9 protein-coding genes are annotated in these 23,036 nt (G+C 35.9%); 3 read left to right on the top strand and 6 right to left on the bottom strand.

Annotation, left to right across the window (positions count from 1 at the left end):
- The first annotated feature begins 532 nt into the window (after positions 1 to 532).
- From CEV08_RS04815 to CEV08_RS04805, 3 genes are all read left to right on the top strand, one after another.
- Positions 533 to 778, top strand: a complete 246-nt coding sequence (locus CEV08_RS04815) for an EexN family lipoprotein (protein WP_100130595.1) — start codon at positions 533 to 535, stop codon at positions 776 to 778.
- 226 nt (positions 779 to 1,004) lie between these two features.
- On the top strand, positions 1,005 to 1,328 hold the full coding sequence (locus CEV08_RS04810) for an EexN family lipoprotein (RefSeq protein WP_100130594.1): 324 nt from the start codon (positions 1,005 to 1,007) through the stop codon (positions 1,326 to 1,328).
- A gap of 4,114 nt (positions 1,329 to 5,442) precedes the next feature.
- The gene (locus tag CEV08_RS04805; protein WP_100130616.1) at positions 5,443 to 5,847 is read left to right on the top strand and encodes a flagellar protein FlgN; all 405 of its coding nucleotides are present in this window, start codon (positions 5,443 to 5,445) and stop codon (positions 5,845 to 5,847) included.
- Positions 5,848 to 7,437: 1,590 nt separating this feature from the next.
- Here CEV08_RS04805 and CEV08_RS04795 read toward each other — a convergent pair.
- The 6 genes from CEV08_RS04795 to CEV08_RS04765 all read right to left on the bottom strand — a co-directional run.
- Positions 7,438 to 7,797 (bottom strand): helix-turn-helix domain-containing protein, encoded by a 360-nt coding sequence (locus CEV08_RS04795; protein ID WP_100130592.1) that lies wholly within the window; start codon positions 7,795 to 7,797, stop codon positions 7,438 to 7,440.
- Between the two features lie 1,598 nt (positions 7,798 to 9,395).
- Entirely contained in the window at positions 9,396 to 12,674 is a 3,279-nt protein-coding gene (locus CEV08_RS04790; protein WP_100130591.1) for an autotransporter outer membrane beta-barrel domain-containing protein, read from the bottom strand.
- 133 nt (positions 12,675 to 12,807) lie between these two features.
- A complete protein-coding gene (locus tag CEV08_RS04785) occupies positions 12,808 to 14,412 on the bottom strand; it encodes an autotransporter outer membrane beta-barrel domain-containing protein (protein ID WP_100130615.1) in 1,605 nt (534 codons plus the stop codon).
- Positions 14,413 to 14,557: 145 nt separating this feature from the next.
- Positions 14,558 to 16,984 carry an autotransporter outer membrane beta-barrel domain-containing protein gene (locus CEV08_RS04780; RefSeq protein WP_100130590.1) on the bottom strand — a complete coding sequence of 809 codons (2,427 nt, stop codon included), beginning with the start codon at positions 16,982 to 16,984 and terminating at the stop codon, positions 14,558 to 14,560.
- Between the two features lie 504 nt (positions 16,985 to 17,488).
- On the bottom strand, positions 17,489 to 19,990 hold the full coding sequence (locus CEV08_RS04775; RefSeq protein ID WP_100130589.1) for an autotransporter outer membrane beta-barrel domain-containing protein: 2,502 nt from the start codon (positions 19,988 to 19,990) through the stop codon (positions 17,489 to 17,491).
- Positions 19,991 to 22,725: 2,735 nt separating this feature from the next.
- A partial coding sequence (locus CEV08_RS04765) for an autotransporter outer membrane beta-barrel domain-containing protein (RefSeq protein ID WP_143434454.1) occupies positions 22,726 to 23,036 on the bottom strand: 311 nt, incomplete at its 5' end.

Raw genomic sequence — 23,036 nt, 5'->3', positions numbered from 1 at the left:
TAATCTTTTTTACTACTATCAGAGTGTATAAGATCGCTTTTTTAAAATTTTTATTGGCATTGAAACTTCTATTGTCATTTAAAAAGTTTAAGGGAAATTAAGGTTTTCTTTCTCGGGGGAGAAGGTGATAAGAGCACAATCAGTCGATGAGAAGATATACTCTTTCGTTTGCAGAAAATTTGCAATGAATATGGGCATGATGAATTTTTGATAAGATATTTGTTCAGCTTCTCATAATGAAGTGGTTCTTGAAGGAAAAAACTTGAAAGAAAAGAAGTGATTAAAAAGCTTTTTGAAAATATCAAGATATCACAATTTTTGCTAAAGTTTGAACAGTTCAAAGACAAAGAGCAGTTGTATCGATGATATTGCAAATGTAAATCTGAGAAAGAAAGCGGCTCTCATGATTTAACCTATTGGCGTTGAAAGTGCATGTATTTGTCGAAGGAAAGTTATATGCAAGGTCACGATATGGGAATTACATGAAACCAACGTTGTTACGATTCATATAAAATAAGAGAGGGGTAAAACTATGAATAAGATTATTATAACAGCACTATTGCTTGGCACAGGGCTTGTTACTGCTGGGTGTGAGAAAAACTACAGCGTAGCAGAATTTAAGAAAGATAAAAAATTGATGCAAGAATGGGGAAAGAAATGCGAAAAAATGGGACCATCTTTACAGTCATCATCTAGAAATTGCCAGAATTTACTAAAAGCTGCTAGTGAATTTGTATTAGATGGTTTGAACAAGGAATTAGGAAAAGAAATAGATTAATCAACTTCAAAATCTCCTGAATCTGAAAAACAACAAGTCAACAAATAAATTATAAACAATATCGATGAGAGCATGTTTTTTTGCTTTGTATTAAAGGTTATAAAAATTGAGTACAGAGGAGGGTTTTAAGATTTTTAGAAATGCACAATGAACCGGAAGTGCAATTTTAAGGGGATGCTCAATTGTGTCTCAGATTTTTTAAATTTGAAAGAAGGGGAATTTATTGATGAACAAGACCATTATTATAGCATTGCTGCTTTGCACAGGGAGTGTTGTTGCTGGTTGTGAAGAATCTTATAGTGTTGAAGATTTTAAAAAAGATGAAAAATTATTCAAAGAATATGCAGAAAAATGTGGATGGACGGGTCATTCGAAAAGCTGTAAAAATATGCGGTTAGCGGATCGTGAATTTGCTAAAGAACGTGCAAAAAAAGCAGATGAAAGATATCGTAAGTATAGAGACGAGTATAATAGAAAGCAAATGGAAGATCTAAATAAAAGGATTTCTGAAGATAAAAGGCGCAAATCTGAACAAAAGGCAAAAGAATAATCTAAAAAGTAAGAAGGCGGTTGGTATTAGAACAGGAGAGGGGGCACTATGAAGCGCGTTGTTATTACAGCATTGCTTGCTTTGCATGGGGGGGTGCTGGTTGTGAAGAATCTTATAGTATAGAAGATTTTAAAACCAACGAAAAATTATATGAGGAATAGGCAAAGAAAGGTGAAAAGGGCGATTCATCGCTAACATCTTGTCAAAATTGTAAAAATCTTCGATAAGTGTATATGGAACTTTTTTTGAGGCCTTCATTAAAATCGTCAAACTCAATAAATTATTGTATCAATAATGGATGGGATTGTTATTGTTGCTATTACGTTTTTTGAGGTTCCGTCTTTAACCTTTGGAGAGCTTTTTGATGGTTTCAAAAGCTCGTCTTTTACGGTTTGTACTCTTTGTGGAAGCCGATGCCATATTGTCGTCTATTCAGTTGAAAAGTGCTTTCAATTGTGATACTGCTGCATCCCAATGAGCTGCCGTATGTTGCTGCTAATTATTTCAAACTGTGTGCTGATTTTTTAATGTCTTTGTTGCATGCATGATAAAACATGAGACAAAATCTATGTTTTTAGTTTTTTTGCGTTTATCATAAATGAATATTTCATCACACTAATAACGGCTTTAAGCTTTGCGGTTCATTTCAGAAAAATTTGGAAAAAACTGTTTTGAATTTACTTTTTTCTGTTTTTAAGAGAGTAAAAAAATCATTCTGAATGGACTTATTATCGTTTTATATTCAAACTATTTTTAAAAAATTGCTGTTTATTTGAGCCTATTATAACATCAATTAAGGGGGTGAGAGAGTTATACGAGGACGGCTTTTCTGGAACTTTGAGGCGTTGATTCCATCCTTTCGTCTTGTTCATTTTTTTTTCTTGCGAGTTTTCACAGCTTTTTTGGGTGTTTTTTATCGTAATTATGCCATCGCATGATCGTTTTGAGTGATGGTGGCGCTCATGCGTAAATTTTATGTATGAAGTATTTTTTGTTCTTAAGTGTTTGGTGAATATTATTTGAACAATGCTTTAATTTGTAAAAAGTGTTTATTTTTTTCATGTTGAATGAGAGCTTTGATGATCGCTTCTTTCATTTCAAACCTGTTCTAGGTTGAGCTAAGAAGAACCATATTTTTTGCACGTCAAAAACGAAGGTGCCCCTTGTGAATAAAAAACAATGTAGAAAAGAATATAAATTTCTTTTATAAACTTCTCTCAAGAGTTAACAAGGGTTGTCGCCTCATGAGGGGCTGAATGTATGATGGTGTGCGGCTTGCTTTTTCATAAATGTCAAGATGGTGGTGCTTTTTATCATAAGCATCAATTACCCCTTTAGGGTTGTGATATGCCTTGAAGGAGGAGGTTTTAGTGAAATCTGCTTGATTAAGAGGATAAATTGTTTACAGATTAGATCTGGTGAAAAAATCCGTCCTTTAAGGCAGGGATGAAGTTGGGATTTAAAAGAGCGTAAAAAGACAAAAACTAATGGTTAAAAATGCATATAAAAGTAGAGCTTAACACCAAAAGATTTGCAAACGATATTTGAAATTTTGCGGTGATTGTCTGAAGGGATTAAAATTTTGCTTTGACCTTATATACAATTGAGATGCTCATTGGCACAGTTTACAAAAAGCTCAGAGAATATGCTTAGTATATCTCCATTCCCAGCATTAAAATAACAAAAAAAGCATTGATGGTGATAATCAAGGTTGAATAAAGCATCGCGGCTTTTACGAGATCAACCATAAGGACCTCTTTCTGTTCTTTGAGAGGGGATTTTATGAATAACAATATGTTACAGCCTGTAATATATTCTAATACAACATATTCGACAAGCTTAAAATCTTTTCTTTTTTATAAAGGCTTGAGGCATTGGAGTACTGTAAGGCATTAATAAAGAAAAGCTTTAAAATAAATATTGATTTCGTAGTTTTTTGTACTGCGCTCAACTCTTTTTACCCTATTATGCCATAAAATACGGTTATTGACGGTGCTAATAGGGCATGTAAACTTTACTTGAAACGTTTAAGTGTCTTTTATTGCGTGTGCGTATCTTTTTTATGAACATTCATAGGCTTGTTTGTTGAGCCTTTCGTTTGAGTGATCACATAAGGAGGAAGTCAAGAGGAGCTCGCTTGATAAAAATTCGGGTTGTGTACAGAGCAGATTGAGTTAAGGTTTTTGTCCTTTAAGGCGTGTGGTGGGGAAGTTAAACACGCTTTCTGATCGTTCTCTTTCATAACAAAATTGGTTCATGTTGCTTTTTGAGTATACTTTTGTATGAAAAAAGGAATGTTCCAAACGGAATATACTTATGTTGCATATTAATGCGCTTACTTTAAAGAAACGTCTCTTAAGGTCATGGTATAACGGTTAGACCTCCATGAAAATAGTATACGATAGCGTGCTCCTGTTTTTATGTTTCATAAAAGAGTAAGCATCATTCTATACCTGTCTTTAATGTTTCTTACAGCTCTTTTAGCTCTTTGAGAGGTTTTATAAAAAGCTTTTTTCTTTCAGTATATTGTTATTTACACCTTAGGCTTTGTTTGTGATGTGCAGGTGATTTTAATTGATGCAACATAGAATAATTGGAAATGCGATAATTTTGCGCTCTTTAAGTTTTTTATCAAGCATACAAAAAGAAAGAATTACTAAATCAATATATTGATTTATATAAATTAAGTCTCCCATATGATTTTGAAACAGAAAAGCCGCTAGAAGATTGAAAATAAGAGGAAGTCCATAGCAGAAATGCTTTTATTAAGCAGATTGTTTTTCCTGTTTTTAGGCTAAGAGCGCATGTGAAGCAGCGATATTTAAGAGTGAATATGCATTGTGGAGTGAAATAATCTTAAGGGAAGATGATGTGAAATTTTGAAAATAGCAATAGAAGAGAGTTAAGCGTTATTCAATTTGAATACCGTAAGATTCTCTCATTTCAAGTCTTTTTATATTCAATCAACCAAAACCATTTTTTTAAATGTTACAAGCAGGGAGAGCAGAAACTTGCACAAGAAAGGCAAAATACTTCTTATGAAGCATCTCGAGTGCCAAGAGGGGCAATATTGGGAACTGTGTATGTGATGGTGTCGGCTTGCTCTTTTTATTAAGCATAAAGAGGGATTTTATACATTTCATGGAGGATTTATGATGATATCATTCATGGGACCGGTGCAAAATGGGTTTGTGCAAAATCAATCCATGAAAAATCGGCTTTGAGGGATTGTTTCTTTAAAATAAGTGCTGTGATATGCGATTGAAAGCCTAGCGAACGCATGGATTAAGAAACGCTTGAAAAGGTTTTAAAAATCTTATATAGTCGTTCATTGCAAAGAAAAGCGAATGATAATTCAAAAAAAGAAATTGGTAGCTATAGCAGAAATGCTTTTATTAAATTGAGCTGCTGTGAGGTGTTTTTTTAGTAATGCTTTACGGCTGATCTGTTCAGAAGAGCATTCTTTTGGTGGTTTGTGCAAAATGTTGCATGTAAGCAGAAAGAGCATGATGTTGGGTGTGTCTTTTTGAATGGATGCAAACTGATCTTGTAGAGTGCCATCTTATGGGATGTTAGGAGAGTACGCAGATCCAGGAAAAGCCATAAGGTTATGGAGGGTGAAATGCTGCTATCGACAAAATGCTGACTTAATGGGCTTTAGGTCTTTGTGTGTTGAAAGTTCTTGTTGGTAGATGTTTTTTGTGGCCAAGGTTATAGCCAGAGCATTGTTGTTTTCTCCAGAGCGTTGTTTTTTTATTGAAGGCTTGGTGGTGATAAATAGGCAACAAGGGAGAATAGGTAAAACAACAAGATAGAATGGGTAAAATAAGCAGAAAAATTTTTTGAAAATTGCGATATTGCTGCGCTGAGATTTAAGTTTATGGCGTTGTGGTGAGTTAGTATAGCAGCAATAAGGGTTTTTGAGCAAAGCAAGAAATATTTTAGAGAATGCGTTGAAAGTTGACGAGGTATACGCTTTTAAGGGTTATTGTACTGTTATCTGAGCAATGTTCGCACTATGAGTGCGATTGGCTGTGGCAGCATTGAAGAAAAACTGTTTAATCTCCCTCATTTGAAAGCAAGATTGAATAATATGGTTGAAGGGGAAATAAAAATGTCTGTAGTGCAATATGGTGATGATAGTTTTGCAGCAAAAGCAAAAGTTCTTGATAATAATCTTATTGATCGTGATTGGGCGATGACAAAATTTGTCGCTGCTGTTAAAGGATTAGCTCAAGTGGTTGATTACGAAAGCAATATGCTAGAGAGCAGTGGTGTTCCAGATTACGAAGAAATAAATTTATGTAAAATACGTGGTTTGCGTGATCTTAATAAATCTATGAGTGATGTGAAACGCTACATGAACCAAGATATTGAACATGAGGTTGAAAATTTGCTGTCTGATTTACAAGAAAAATTACAGCGTAATAGTGAGTTACTTCAAACGCATTTAAGTGTAGTCAATGATCTTTCGCAAGCTATGCAGTTCTCTGGGCTTGTGAAAGAATTAGAGGAATAATCTAAATTTGATTAATAATCAGCTGTTCTATGTCATTATAATGATGAGTGAGAATATTGATTTGAATAAAGAGCTTGTTTGTTGAGTTTGTATGTTTTAAGCGCGTTTGGGTATTTAAATTATCATTCTGCTGTAAAGCAGAGTCTTTAAGATGGTTTTTTTTAGGGTTATGTGCGCACATACGCGTGTTTGTGGGGAGGCCAAAGTAGGAAGAAGGCTTTAAGAAAAGACGAGTTGTTCAAGAGTATTGAGATTATTTACAGAATATTGTTTTAAAGGCGAGGTTGATAGGGCGCATCGTTTTTTCGTTTATAGAGGGGGGCAAAAGGGTAATGAGATTATCCCATGATGCCTTATGTAATAGCTTTCTTTAAAGTGTGGTGATTAAGTTTTACACATTGAATCTTTTCAGAAATGTGATGGATATTGCCTGCCTGATGAGGCACTGTTTTTAAAAGTTGGGGGATATGAGGTGCACCGCTGTGGAGCCCCAGTGTAAGCGGTTTTAAGATAAAGATTAAGGCGGTTTAGTATTTTTTCTTCTGTTGCCAGCTTTTGTATGCCAGATTGGAGCAAGCACCTCTCTATTGGGGTTAATATTTGAAAAGGGAATGTAGCTTCATTGGGGGGAATTATAAAGCTGTAAAGGGGGTGTTTTTCCCATCATCTTTTAGCTTTACGGTTTTCAAAAGCATTGATTGAAAGCGCTGCCTTCTAAATAGTGAAGAGGATGTATTTCTTCATGTTTTTATTTATGGCGTTTTTTAATGGGATAACGTTCCTTATGCAAAACAGAAGGATTCAAAAAAAATACACTTATGTTGCCAATGTACGGGCTTTTTTAAAGAAATATTTCTCAAGGCTCGTTACACCCATTTTACAAACGTTCTATTTTGTGATGGCGGTTTGTGATGCAACTCGTGTGTGTGATGTGACGGCGTCCGTGAAAGTATAAAGCTCCCATGGAAATAATATAAAAGAGTGCTACCACCTTTGTGTTCATATTTTGATGTTTATAAAAGTATAAGTTGGCATCTTTCTCAGAATCGTCATACTCTTTGTTAGCCTTCTGTGATAGCTTTTGGCACGTGAGATTTTTGGGCATTTTATTCTTTTTTACTCCTATACCTCCTTGCTTGTGATGTGAAAACAAGTGATTTGGATTAATTTACCAAGATGAGAGGATTTTATTATATTCGATATTAAAGTAGAAAAAAGATGATGTATGATGATCAAGCAATATATTATTTTATTTAAGCAAATGATAAGTGAAGAGACGTTTAGGAGACGGAGTTATAGGAGTTGTCAAGAGTAGGAAGTTGCTCGATGAGGCGCTGGAATGTTTATAGATCTAACGAGGCAATTAAGGAGAAAAAAGAACGCTATTGCTATAGTGCGTTTCTAGATATTTTTAGGGATGTTTATGAAGAGCATAAAGACATATAAAGAGAAAAAGTTTTGCGCCTCATATCATATGAAATGAATTAAGTAAAATTTGTGCTAAAAACCGCGTTATTTATAAATTGCAGTGCTTTGTTATTCAGGGGTAGGGGAAAAAAATAGTCAAGTATAGAGATCATTTAAAGCCTTTTAATTTTGATCACAAATTAAGTTTAAAATAGCTTTTTGTTTGATAGACGGAAGTATTCTAAAACTTTTTAAAAGCAAAAACTCATCTTTACTTGATGCAATTTCTTCATGATGGTACGGGGCATTTTCTTTTGTGATAATATCAGTGTAAAAAAAGGCAAGAGGAACATTCAAAATATCGGAAATTTCCTTTAAACGTCCTGCGCTCACGCGATTTAAGCCTTTTTCATATTTCTGGATTTGTTGAAAATTAACTCTTAAGTGTTGTCCTAATGTTTTTTGAGACATTCCCAACATTTTTCGTCTCAAACGAATTTTTTTGCCAACAAAAAGATCAATATTAAGATTTTGAGTTTGCATTTTCTCCTCCGGTTGCGAGCGCCCCCTTATGCGTATTCCGGGAGCTTGAAAATACTGAGTTCTCGTCAGCATTTTGCTTTTAGTGCTGAAAAGCACCTGGACAGTGCAAAATCTCCCGGAATTCCGGGACACCCACAGAGTGGGTTCATTTTTACGCTAGGGTTTCAGGTTTTCAAGGCCCTATTGGTCGTTGCGTATGCGACCAAAAACATCTTCTAATGTGTAAAGTAATTTTAGGAACTTGGCAATAAAAATAGTTTTTTAAAATGGATAGACTTTTTAATGAGAAGCTGTTTGCCTTTCAAGTTTTGAATATTTACTTACTAAACTTATGTTTTCAGATTGGTTTTTCACAAAAGAAAAAACGTGCTTGTTAAGTTTAAGGCATTCTTACGGTGCTGTTTTTAATCAATAACCAAAATGACTTGTTTTCTCCTTTGTTATGCGGCTGAGACGTTATTTTGTTATGTTATAAGTTACTATGATTGAGTGCAGTGTGGGAAGCCAATGAAGATTTTGAGTTTGCAGTTTTCCCTCCGGTTGCGAACGCCCTCGCGTTGGTATTCTGGGCGTTAAAGGTACTGAACTGAAATCAGCATTCTTCTTTTAGTGCTGAAAAGCACTTGGACAGTGCAAAATCTCTCGGAATTCCGAGATACCCACAGAGTGGGTTCATTTTTACGTTAGGGTTTCAGGTTTTCAAGGCCTTATTGGTCGTTGCGTATACGATTTAAACATCCTTTAACTCATAAAGTCATTTTAGGAGCTTGGTAATAAAAATAGTTTTTCTTAAAACGGGATAGATTTTTTTTTTATGAGAGGCTGTTTGTTTTTCAAATTTTGAATATTCACTTGTCAAAATCATGACATCAGATCTGCGTTGTACAAAGGGAGCAACAAGCTTTAGTTTTTAAAGTTAAGGAACCTCTTATGGTGTGGCTTTATGGCGTCTTTGACTAATACCCCAAAAGGCTTGTTTTGTCCTTTTGATGTAGTTTGGGCATCATGATGATAGAAAAGAATTTTCATGAGAGAAAACGCCTCATGCAATATAAAATATCAAAATAAAATGGGTTTGTTATTGTCAATTCATGTGTTTGTTTTAAAGAGAACTTTCTCCATGCTCACATTCATTTCATAATGGTGCTGATAGAATGGTATAGGACGCTTCGTGAAGTGTATACAGATTCTATGAGTGCTACAAAAGAATGGTAAAAAAACTGCTATTTTTTGTATATGAAGGGGATAAGCTGGTAAATTTATTATTCATTTTCCTTTGCCAATTTTCAATGTTGAGATGCTCTTTGTATTATGCTTCATAAGAAGCATTTTTACACTTTTCTTAAATTGTTTTTATCCATACACCAACGTTTCTGCTTGTGATGTGCAAGCGAATAGTTCTAATTGCGTCAAGGTGGGCAGATTAGAAATAAGAGAATGCGATGGTATTTAGTTTTTTTCATTTAATATAAAAAAATCATTATCGGTTAATTTTACTGAGATCATGATTGTTGAGAAGTCTAAAAATATAAGTTTAAATAAAAAAGCAGCACTTGATGCTGCTTTTTTATTTTATGTAAGTTAAAAGTGCTTTTTCTTTAAAAACAATACCGTATCCCGCCAGATACACTGGTGCCTGATACACCAGTTTTCTGCAGTTTTTGTCGATAGCTGATATCGCCATTCAGCACGATATTTTGAGAAAAATAGGCATTCACACCCACGCCCCCTTCAATTGAAGAGCCGGTAGGGTCAAGTTGAAAGGTATCAGCAATTTTTATGGTTTCACCATCACCAAAAGTTCTGATAACATTCATTTTGCCATAGAAGGAAACAGCTTTGTTTTCTTCATTAGCCATGATCGTTTTTGTTAAACGTCCACCAAAACGAACTAACCATTGATGTGGATTGCCCATGTCTACTTTTAAGCCATTGGCATCTGAGAAGATATCAAATATGAGATTTTGATAAATGAATTGCGCTTGCGGTTCAAAGACCAGCCCTTTTATACTGGTTGTTAATTTCTGTCCAAGGGTCGCAGATATATTCAGGATCTCTGTACCATCCAATTTTGCGGCATTTCCAACAAGAGCTGTGGTAATATTTCCTTTTAACGTTCCGTAAGAAAGAAGAGCGTTGACATATATCCCATTGCTATGTTGAATGCCGCTATAAGCGGTAAGAGACCATTTATCAAGCGTTGTTTTTTTAGAATCTTGCATCTTTTGGGGTGTAAAGGCAAGTTTTCCGTATGTTCCTAAAAGACCAAACTGTGTGCTTATGTCTTTGCTTTCTAAGGCAGCTAATATGATCCCCAGTTGTAACGCGCCATAGTCTACATCAGCATCATAACCATAGCGCAGCGGGCCGCGGTTGGAAGATAAGGTAACTTTTTCGCCGTAGGAAGAGAAAAAGAGATTATTCTTTTTATCATTTTCTGCTCCAAATACTGTTGTTCGCATCGCGTCTAACAATGTGTTTTGGTTGTTTACATCAGCAAATCCTGCAGAAAATAAAGCATTAGGCAGGGTTAAATAGTTTGCCACTTGTGGTAAAAGCGCTCGAACTTTTTTATCTTTATCAATGTAGGCATTTTGTAAGCGGAAATCCCAGAAATCACCATTATTCTTGCCAAAAAGATTTTGGCTTTCATGAGAGGTTCCAGGTTTGTAGGCTGTGAGTACATATTTATAAGGTTGTCCACCCATTGTCATATAGTTTCCTGCTAACGTGAAGGAATTTTCGTTTGCTTGTCCGGAAACTTGAATGATTGAAATGCCATGGGTTTCTAAAGGAAGTGACATCATCTGATCTCCCCAAACAGAAGAGCTGTCGGTCATTTTTTTATCTGTTTCTTGGAGATTGATGTGAACAACAGTACTGCCTAAGACATCTCCATTAATCACAAGACGATCGGTTTGTTGTTTCGTGATAGAAGAATGTTGATCCCATTGAGTGTTAACATAAATCTCTGCCAGACCTTCTGCTTGATAAACCGCTGCTGTATGAGCTGTCTCATTTTCTTGAAGAAGATTAGGCCCTATAAACAAAGTTTGGTAACGTCCCTCCACTGGTTTTTCAAACATAATAGCACTGTCTGTAAGGTGCAATACGGAAAGATTAGAGAATGATTTTTCATCAAGACCAAATTGTGCATGGTCATTTAAAACATTATCATTATTTACGGCATTTTTATTTGGCCTTACGTGCCATTTTGTCCCCTCTTTTAGATCAAAAATTGTTCTATTATCTTTAGAAGTTCTTACCCTGCCTTCTAACGAAGAGTGGCTTGAAACCAGTGTAAGGGTGTTTGTCGATTCATTTTCGTTTTTTATATTTTTTAATAAAATGTCGGCGTGAATTTCTGAATTTTTAAGACTGACTACACCGTTTAAGCTTGTTCCAGAAAGGTTGATAGCAATTCCATGGTCAACGAAAATCTTTGTATTCTTTAGATTTACGTTACTGGTAATACTTTGTTCTTGAACGACGTTGGCATTTCTTTCAGCATTGCGTGTATGCCGTTTTCTAGGTGTACGATGCAGATTATTTCGGAAAATAATACCATTCGCTTCATGCTCTCCCGTGATTTTTACGTTTGAATCTTGAAGATTGATTGTTCCTTCTATATTGAGCAAACCAACTGTTTCTGCTGTTACCGTAATATCTGTGGCATCAATCTTTCCACCATTTGATACACTCAGTGCAATAAAACCGGCATCAACGGTTCCACTGTTCATTTGGATTTTTGAATTATTTCCCTCTGCATGAATAGCAAAATCTCTGTCTTGAATTTTTTTGTTATGCAAAGTTATAGTTCCACCGTTATCAACCTCAATTCCAGCTCTTATATCCGCTATATCCTCGATTTTTTCTGGATTTTTAGGCTGTTCTATGGGGGATATTTCTGCAAGCTCTGATTCTTCAGATACTTTTTGTGCAGATACAGATTGCACGGGCACTGGTTCTACAGATTCTGGTGATGCTGATTGTCCATCTGCTGGTCTTACAGATATTGATTGTGAAGCATTAGGCACTGGTGGCTCTTCTTCTGATCCTGTACTTTCCGCTTCTGTCGGTTCAGATTCTGGTGATTTAAGTTCTGTCGAGTCAGATTCTGTACGTGTTGGCTGTAAATCGGATAAAGATTGTGTCTCTTCTGGTTGTGAAGATCTAGCAAGACTCTCTGGTGCGCTTTCATTAATAGAGTCTGTAGGTGAGGTGGGGGCACCACGTCTTCTGGATTTTGCTGTTGATTCCTCTGTTGTTGGAGACACGTCTGTTGATAAGGATTGTGTCTGTGTACTAGTAGTGTTTTGTGTGGTTGTAGGGACAGCTGGAGATTTGACACCTTCTTTTACTTCAGCTTGTTCAGAATCGCTGTTAGGAGTAGACTGTACAGATGTATCCGAAGAATCAGGAGAGGATACGGGTACTTCTGCGGGGTTAGATTCTGAAGATGGAGGGGTATCTTCTTGGGATTTTGCTGTTTCGTCTGTTGAGTTTTCCTCTACTGTTTCCGTCATTTTTGTTGATAAGTTTTGTGTCGATGTAACAGTATCGCTTTGTGTGGCTTTTTGGGAAGCTTGAGATTCAGCTGCTTGTGTCTCTGTTTTTTGAGCTTTTTCAGAAGTGCCTGCAGAAGGAGCCTGTGCAGATACACCCGTTGAAGGAACAGCAGGGGATGTGGACGCCGCTGCGGAGCCAGGTTCTGAAGGTGGAGTAGAGGGAGGTGAGTTATCACTTTTATCCTCAGTGGAGGGTAAAGAGGAAGAATCCACCGTTGTGCCAGCCACTTCCCCAGCAGCATAAGACAAGCTGGTAGAAGAATAAAATAGAACTCCAGAAATAGTATAAAGTAAGAAACTTTTTTTCATATGGTTGTATTCCTAAAATATTTCCCCTCTTTTCATAGAATATAAAATTTATATTTCATTATGTTTCTTTTGTAAGAAACATAATGAAATATAATGAGAATGCATTATATTTCAAGATAGAATACAAATATTTTTAAAAGTGATAGCGTATTCCAGCGGAAATATTTACTCCAGAGATACCAACTTTTTCTAATTTATGTTGATAGCTGAAATCACCATGAAGTTCGATATTGTGCGATAAGTGTGCCTGAATACCAAAACCACCTTCAACTGAATATCCCATAGTAGCAAGCTTAAAATTTTTACTAAAAGCTTTGATCAGATTAAGTTTGCCGTAGAAAGAAAGGGCACGACCTTTGTTTTGCGTTAAACGTCCACCAATACAGACCAGCCATTGATCAGGTTTGCCTATATTTATTTTAGAGTTATTCTCATTTGCGGGAGAGTTTTTATTTGAGGAAGAACCAAGTATGAGGCGCTGATAAACAAGTTGTGCTTGGGGTTCTAGAATGACGCCTTCAAAACTGGTTAATAGTTTTTGGCCAACAATTGCAGCAGCTCCTAATATTTGACTATTATTTATTTTGAGGGAATTTTCGCTCATATCTTCTTTAAAAATTCCATAAGAGAGAAATGCATTTGCATAGATGCCACTGTCATGATGGATATTTCCATAGGCTGTGAGTGACCATTTATCGAACATATTCTTATAAGAGCTTTCTGCATTTTTAGGAGCAAAAAACAAATTCCCATATGTTCCAGAAAAATCAAAATTAGAGCTTTCTGCATCTTTAGGAGCGAAAGACAATTTCCCATATGCTCCAAAAACACCAAAATTTGTGCTGATATTCTGATTTCTTAGTGCTATTAATATTGCTCCTGCTTGCAATGCAGCATAGCGAATATTTGTATGAACGTTCTTAATGCTGGAAAACGTGTTTTTGCTGCCATAAGTGGATAAGAAAATGCTTCTCTCTTGATAATCTTTGGGTTCAAACATTGTTATTTGCATATTATCTAACAAGATGTTTTGATTGTTGACATCAGCAAGCCCAGCAGCAAACATCGCAATAGGCGCGACCGGAGAGCTTTCTATTTGTGGTGTAAGCTTTTCCCTGTTTGCTGTTTCATCAAGAGAAGAAGTTGTGGTTGTTTTATAATCTGTAAGTGGATATGTGCTCTTAGCATCAGCGCTGGGAGTACTATCACTCTTTGTAGGCAAGTTTACATGAGCTTCTGCGGATGTGTTAAGAGCCGTTTGTGATGTTGCGGAAGCAGCATTCGTTTCTGGATCAATATCAGATTGCATATCTTTATTTAACTCAGGCTGTGTAATTTCATGACCTGTTCTTAAGGATAAATTGTCCTGGTATTGTGAAACAACATCAGTGGACGGTAATTGATCACTCGCGCGTTTTTTTCTGGTGCTGGAATTAATAACAGAGTGTTTATTCTCTTTATGTGCAAGAGAGGCGCTTTTTCTCTCTACATTTGTTATTCCATCGGTGTTTGAATTATTTTGCTGGAGCGCATCAAAATACGATGCATCTGCTAAAACATTTGTAGTAGTATTATTTTGTTTTTGTAAGGCATTATTTGTTATTCTCAATTGGTCAATTCCTTCAAGAGTATGGTGTGTTGGGGAGCTTAGGCTAGAGGCGGTACTGGTAGACGTGAAGGTAAAAGAAGAAAAAAACAAAGCACAAGCGGCTGTACATAACAAAAAATTCTTATGCATAGAGATATTCCTTAAGATATTTTCTTTTTTTTGATAAAAAGTGAAAAACTTTTTGACACATAATAATTTTTTGTAATGTGCCAAAATAAGCAGAACCATTTACATGTTAGTGCTTCTTATGTGTCAAAAGAGAAAGCTGAGATTTCTAAAAGCGATAACGTGCTCCACCGGAAAAATTAACTCCAGAGAACCCAGCTTTTTGGAGTTTATGTTGGTAATTAACGTCAGCATGAAGGGCAATATTTTGGGAAAGTTGTGCGTTAATGCCAACCCCTCCTTCAAGGGAAGTCTCCATAGAATCGAGATGGAAAGGTTTAACAATATCGATCGTGCTTTTCTCATTAAAAGCTTTTATGACGTTCAATTTACCATAAAAAGAAAGAACACGATCGCTTTCAATCGGAAGCACTGTTTTTGTTAAACGTCCTCCAATACGGACCAACCATTGTTGGGGGGTCTTTATATTAACTTGGAAGCCATCAATATCTGAAAGCGTGCCAAAAGCAATATGTTGATAAATAAGTTGCGCTTGTGGTTCAAAAGCTAATCCTTTAACATTGGTTGCTAGTTTTTGTCCAACGGTTGCCGATATATTCAATGTCTTCGTATTGTCTAGTTTTGTGGTGTTGCCGATAAGAGCTGTCGTAATATGTCCATTTAAAATGCCGTAAGAGAAAAGGGCATTAACACAGAGACCATCGTCATGGTGGAGATTCCCATAGGCCGTCAAGGACCATTTATCCAGTGTGCTTTTGTCAGAACCTTCCATATCCTTTGGCGTAAAAGAGAGCTTTCCATAGGTGCCTAAAAGACCAAAATTTGCGGTAATGTCTTGACTTTCTAACGTTGCTAATGTCATGCCTGCTTGTAAGGCAGCATAGCGAATATCCGCACCATAACTATATTCCAATGGACTATGGCTGGAGGATAACGTTATCTTGTTGCCATAAGTTGATAAGAAAATTCCTTTCTTTTTATGACCTTCTAATCCAAAAACTGTTGAGTGCATATTATCTAACAGTGTATTTTGATTGCTTACATCAGCCAATCCAGAAGAAAACAGTGCGTTAGGCATGATCAAATAGCTTGCCACCTGAGGAACAAGAGCTTTGATTTTCCCTTCATCATCGAGAGTCGCATTTTGCAAGCGGAAATCCCAGAAATTTTCATTTTCTTCCAAGAGAGCTTGTCCGTTATTTTCTTTTTGAGAGGATGATGCATTGGTATTTTGTGCATCTTTCTCTTCTGATCCTTGCGATATTCCGCTTAAATGACTTTGTGTCCTATCAGCTTTTCCATGGCTGGATGTTGCTCCATAGCCATTGAGTATATATTTATAAGGTAAGCCCCCCATTGTGGTGTAGCCATGGGCAAGTTTGAAGGAATCTTCATTTGCTTGTCCAGAAACCTGAACAAGTGAGATCCCACGCATATTCAAAGGAATTGAATCTCCTGCTTTTTCATTATCGAATGATTCTGCAGGCTTGGAAAGATTATTGAAATAGATCGTTGTGGTGCCTGAAACATCACCATGAACGAGAACACGGTCAGTTTTTTGTTGTTCTTTTGCAAGCCCATTACTCCATTCGGTATTAAAATAAATGCTTGCGTTGCCTGTTGCATTGTAAACTGCTGCTGCATTGGAGCTTCTGTTTTGTCCTTCTTTTTGTGGGTACTTTCCTACATGCAAGGTTTGATAACGGTTATTTACCAATACGTGCGGCTTACTAAAGACGATAGAACTACTATCAAGGTTTAAGATTGAAACGAAAGACTGTGCTCGTTGATTAATATCCGCAAGCTGGTATCGATTAGCTAAATCAAATTCTTTGTCTGCTTCAAATTCACTAATTTTTAAGTACCATTTGCTGTTATTATTCAGAGTAAAAATCGTTGTATTTTGCGGGAATGTTTTTACTCTTCCTTCCATAATCGAATGATCAGCGGTTAATGTAATTGTGCTGGGACCTTTGTCATCTTCGGTTCTATTTTTCAATAACATATCAGAACGAATTTCTGAATTTTTAAGATGAACTTCGGCAACCGCTTTTGAGTAATATGGCCCTACAATACCGACACCATTTCTTACAAGAAGTTTTGTGCCTGTTAAAGTGACCTTATTAACAACTTTTTCGCCTTCTTCTATATGATCACTTGGAATATAGTCAAAAAGGATACCCCAACCCATATGATGTCCAGAGACGTTGATGACTGAATCTTCAACATTAATAATACCGTTTCCAATTTCGAATCCGCGGGTTTCTGCTTCTCCTACAATCTCTCTAGCATCAATACGTCCTCCTTTGGTTGCAGTAAGCAAAACTGCATCTGAACGCATTGTTGAATTTGTAATAACGGTCAAGCTTTTTTCAGTAGCAAGCCCTGTCGTATGCCCACCGCGAACAAAAACATCATTAAAAGTGTTTTTTTCTCCTTCAATTGCACGTGCCATAACTATAGAAGTTTCAGGAGGTTGTGTATCTGCATAAGTTGAACCGAAATGAGAAAAAATCAAAGTTCCAGCAATTGTACATAACAAAAAATTTTTCTTATAAATAGATTTCTTACACATAGATATGCCTTTAATATTTGTCTGCCTTTGATGCTTACTTCATCCCCCTGATGGCGCAAGTACACAGGTGTCTTTATATCATTATGTTTTTTATGTAAAGAACAAAACATATTTATGTAAAGAACAAAACATATTTTATATGATGCTCTATCATTTAAAAGTTTATGTGAGAAAATCTTTTAAAAGGGGACGTGTCACTCAGCGAACACGGATTGCAGAAAGGTCTGCTTAATAAGTCTCGTGTTTCATAAATGCTATGAAATAGGAAGCCTGCAAGAATGTTTGTTCTTAAAGTTTTCTACTACGAAAGTTCTAAAGAGTTTTTACATAGGGAATAAATGACCCATTATATATTTAAATTCAATAAACAAGAAGATATACTTTTCTTCTTTTCGATACCAAGTTAATAATTTTGCATGACATTATTTTAGAATGTACAAAATTAAACAGCGCTATTGATATTTCAGCGCTGCGTGTATTATTTAAAATAAAAAACAAAGATTTTTAAAAACGATATTGCATTCTACAAGAAATATGGAATCCAGATACACCGGCTCTTTGAAGTTTATGTTGATAACTAGCATCAGCATGAAGTACGGTATTTTTTGATAATTGTGCATTCATACCAAGCCCACTTTCAACAGAAGATCCCATAGAATCGAGGTGAAAAGGTTTAACAATTTGTATTGTGCCACCGTCACCAAAAGCTTTAATAACGTTCAGTTTACCATAGAAGGAAATGGCATAATCTTTTTCAGCAAGGAATATCGTTTGCGTCAAACGTCCACCAAAACGTACTAACCATTGACGAGGGGTGCCCATATCCACATTAAAGCTATCAATATCTGTGAGAGTGCCAAGCATGAGACGTTGATAAATTAGTTGTGCTTGTGGCTCAAAGATCAATTTTTTAGCACTATCTGTTAGTTCTTGTCCGATAGTTGCTGATGCACTCAATGTATTCGTATTATCCAAATTTGCAGTCTTTCCGATGAGCGCTGTAGTGATGTCTCCCTTCAGAATTGCGTAAGATAAGAATGTATTGATGTATACACCATTGCTATGGCGAAGATTACTATATCCAGCAAGTGACCATTTATTCAATGTACTTCTGTCCGCACCCTCCATATCTTTTGGGGTAAAAATCAAGTTTCCGTAGCTTCCTAAAAGACCAAAATTGGTTGTCATGTTTTGATCTTCTAGAGCTGCTAATGTAACACCCGCTTGTAAAGCGCTATAATAAACATCCGCACCATAGCCATATTGCAATGAAGTACGGCTAGAGGACAGTGTCATCCTATTCCCATAAGTAGATAAAGAGATTCCTTTGTTTTTATTATCTTTTGTTTCAAAAGCTGTTGCCCGCATATTGTTTACCAGTGTATTTTGATTGTTTACATCAGCAAATCCAGCGGAAAATAGAGCATTAGGAAGCACCAAATAGCTTGCTACTTGGGGAACAAGGGCTCTAATCTCTCCTTCACTATCAAGTGTGGCATTTTGCAAGCGGAAATCCCAAAAATTCTCATTTTTATCTAAATGACTATGCACACTAGCCGCTTCCCTACGGTTTGATGCGGATTCATCTTTCGCATTTTGCGAAACACCCTCAAGAGCATTCCCGTTTATAACGTAGCTCGTATAATCTTTGAGAGTATTTTCTTCTGATTCTTGGGATACGTCGCCTAAATGACTTTGCGCACTATCTGCTTTCCCACGGTTTGATGTTGGTCCGTAGGCATTGAGTGTATATTTGTATGGCAATCCATTCATTGTCGTGTAGCCATGGGCAAGCTTGAAGGAATCTTCATCTGCTTTTCCAGATACTTGAATAAGTGAAAGACCACGCGCGTTTAAAGAAACAGAATTTTCTGCTTGTGAGTTCTCACTTTTTGAAAGGTTTTTGACATGGATTGTTGTGGTTCCTGATACATCACCATGGACAAGAAGGCGGTCAGCTTTTTGCTGTTCCTTTTCTAGACCATCACTCCATTCGATATTGAAATAGATATTCGCATTACCCGTTGCATTGTAAGCCTTTTCTACAGTTGGGACCATGTTTTCTCGAGATTGATAAACCTGAGCGGTTCGCCCCACACTCAAGGTTTGATATTGCCCCTTTCCTAAAGCAGGTTTCACATTGTCATGCGGGGCATTAAATATAATAGAGCTATTATTAAGGTTCAGGACTGAAACAGTCGAAAGTGCTCGTTGTTTAAGGTCACTGAGAGTAAAGCTAAAAGTATTAAAATCAGTATCGACATCCTCTTCACTGACCTTTAAAAACCACTTGCTGTTATTGCTCAGAGTAAGAGCTGTTGTATTTACCTTTAAGGTTCTTGCTCTTCCTTCTAGAATCGAATTGTCAGCATTTAATACAAGAGAGACAGGAAGAGTGTCGTCATCATAATATTTACGTTTTGTTTTATTTCTCAATAAGACATCAGCACGAATTTCTGAATCTTTAAGATGAATTTGAGCTATAGCTTTTGAACCGTAAGGACCTCTAATACCCACACCGTTTTTCACAAGTAGTTTGCTCTTGGTAAGGCTAATCTCATTAACGACATTTTCACCTTCTTTTATATCATTTTTGGGGATTTCATAAATAACGATACCAGCAGCTCCTGCTTTCTGGACGACCATAGTTGAATCTTCAATATGGATGATACCGTTTTTTGTGTCTAAACCTTTATACAGTGTATTCGCATTAATTCCTTTAGCGTGAATGCGTCCACCTTTTGACACAGAAAAAGCAGTCAATTCTGAGTGTATTGTTGATTCTGTAATTGTGACAGCTGCTTTCTCACTCGCAGATACTCCAGCCTCCCTATTACGAATAAGAACATTTTTAAAAGCCTCTTTTTTTTCTTTGTCTAAGCTAATTTTACGAATAATTTCAGGATGTTGTGTATCTGCATAAGTTGAACCGAAATGAGAAAAAATCAAAGTTCCAGCAATTGTACATAACAAAAAATTTTTCTTATAAATAGATTTCTTACACATAGATATGCCTTTAATATTGGTCTGCCTTTGATGCTTACTTCATCCCCCTGATGGTGCAAGTACACAGGTGTCTTTATATCATTATGTTTTTTATGTAAAGAACAAAACAAATTATAATGGTGCTATTCTTTATAATTTGAAGTTTTGCTTCAGAAAAGATTTTTTCATGACATAGAAAGCAGTAATAATGGATTTCATAAAACTTCGCTTAGTAAGCTTATGCTAACACAATGATAAAGCATACTATTTTAAAATTGTCTCTTCAGGATAATTGTTATAAAATCTCTATAGCGCTGAGATGGATTGTTTTAGGCGCTCAGAAAATCTCAGTCAATTTTCTTTGCGATAGGAGAAGATCGGTTATAAGAGGAAGAGATGAGGGGGGTATTTGCGGGTTTTCTTCAAAAAGATCTTTTTAAGGCACCAAAGTTCATTTTCCTAAGGCAGTATAGCTCATTTTGCAATGGTGCTCATGAATGGTATAATGGTAAATTCATAGATCTCCATCATTTGCTGGAACTTTGATTTTTTCTCATTTTGGTTTTATGCTTATGAAGGAATAGGCCGGCATCATCAAACACTTTGCTAGCCCCCAATATTGCGATGATAGCTCTTGGGTCCCCCTTTTGGAGACGGTTCATAAGAGTTATGCCTTTCTTATATAATTTTGCTCATACACCACGCTTTGCTCGTGATGTACACAGAGACATAGTTTTGATTGATTCAACATGGAACAGGTTTGCAATAGGAGAGTTTTAGGGTGTTTTAGACTCTCATTCAAAATGTAAAAAAGTAAACTATATTATAAATCAGTGATTTGTTGTTTGCGGTATGATGTCTGGTCGTTTTGTGCTAGAACCAGCGTTAAGAAATGCCTTGTTGTAAGCGAAAATCCTCGTGATGTTTATTCGTATCCTTAAATAGATGTTGCTTGATATTCGTTTTTCATAGTTTTATTCTGCAGAGCAAGTTAGCGTGTATTTGTAAGACAAACCATTTTTGGGGGGAGGTGCTATTGGGATGCTTGAAAAGTTTTTCGTCATTTTCCCAGAGGCTTGGATAAGCAAAAATCGACCAGTCTTTAAAAGATTAGAAGCATTTTCTACAATACTCTTTTATTAAGTCGCTTTAAGGCTAGAGTTAATATGAAAACCGTTTCTTAAAGAGAGATCTCTCAAGGTACGTCACACCCATTTTGCGCCGATGCTCGTGAATGGTATAACGATAAAACTCGTGAGCTCCATCTATACTGGTGAAAGGAGCAGTGGGCGCTTTTACACTTGATAAAAGAATGAATCCATTACACACTTTGCCAACCCTCACTGTTGCGACAGCTCTTGGCATTTGAGACGGCTGATAAAAAGGCAGTTTTAGTCTTTCTTAATAGTTTTTTATCCATATGACCCACTCGTTTGTAATGTGTAAGGGATATGGTTTTGATTGATTCAACATGGAATAGGTTTGAAATGAGAAAATCCTACGATATTCGGGACTCTCATTCAACAGGGAAAACAGGGAACACTCTTTATAAATTAATGAAATTCCTTATAGTTATAATAATTATGCTTTTTAGTCATTCGATTACGCTGGTTTGGTCTTTCCGTTTTACAATCGTAAAAGCATTTTTAGGGACAGTAATTTGTGTTTTTCTTCTCATTATTGTTAAATATTCGTCGATAATCTTTTTACTATCTTTTCCATGAAGTCTCTCATAAATTGCGTTGGATATGTTTTTTGTGCCAAAAGTTGCAAGGGATTTAGTTTTTTGCATTATAGCTAAAAAATAATAAAAAACTTTACAGTTTTTTGTGTGCGATAGAATATTTATTTTTTTAATAAATATAAATCACAATGCTAAATTTATATTAGTTATATAATGATACTATACTTATTGTTATATATTGAATATATGTGAAATATTAATTAAACCTATTACTATTTTATCAGCTTGGATATTCTTACAATTTAATAAATTATTAGAAAGAGAGTGCTGTTTGTAAAAAATAAAGAAAATAGAATAAATAGATACTGCTTTCACAGAATCATCTGAAGATTGGTAGCATCCTATTACATTTAAAAAAATTCATTTCCCTTATGCTGATTTTGACAGTTGTTTCATTTTCTTTCAGTGAGATGAGCTTTCTCAAAATTGTTTACCTAAAACGGTGCAGGAAAGTGTCAATGAAGCCTTATAGATGGTGTAATAAGCTCGTTGATTGAAAGAATAGGGGGATATAAACGTAGAAGGGGCAAAGAAAGAGCTTTTTATTATTATCTTTTTAAATATTGTTATCTGTTTATTGTCTAATTTTTGTCTAAAAGTGCATTTTTCTTAGCTTTATGGATAAATTCGCGAATAGAATATATGCCGCGGGGCACGTGTGAAGAGGCCGAAAAGCCTATTTTAAGTAGAAAGATGCAATCTATACAGCGCTTCATGGTGAAAGCTTTAAAATGAATGATGATTATGGTTCATAAAATTGCATTTCTATTAGAAATTATTCTTTTATTAAAAGGTCTCCACTTTATTTTGAGCTTTTGACGTATTCTAGGTAAAAATACCTTATATTTTTCCTTGATAAAAAGGGTAGGGGATAAAGTCAAGGACTGCGGGAGTTGTCTTATAAAGGAAGATGCAGGGTTTATAAAAGAGTGTCAAGAATAAAAAAGGCAGCTTATTGGCTGCCTTTTTGTTAAATGGAATAGAATGAATAGGCTGTTTTTACAGCCTTGCTTTAAAACTGATAGCGTATGCCGCCTGAAAAACTTGCACCACTTATACCGGTTTTTTGCAGCTTTTGTTGATAACTCACATCACCATGAAGGGAGAGATTAGTGGACAATTGTGCACTAATACCAAGCCCACCTTCAAGGGAAGTCCCTGAGGGGTCACGTTTATAATCCTTATCAATATGGATTGCTTGATCATCACCAAAGGTTTTGATCAAGTTTACTTTTCCATAAAAAGACATAGGACGGTTGTTTTCTGTGGCAATGGTTTTGGTTAAACGTCCACCAACACGGATCAACCAACGGATCAACCATT

The sequence above is a fragment of the Bartonella tribocorum genome (assembly GCF_002778015.1).
Classification (GTDB): Bacteria; Pseudomonadota; Alphaproteobacteria; order Rhizobiales; family Rhizobiaceae; genus Bartonella; species Bartonella tribocorum_B.
This window is presented reverse-complemented; position numbering and strand designations above follow the sequence as displayed.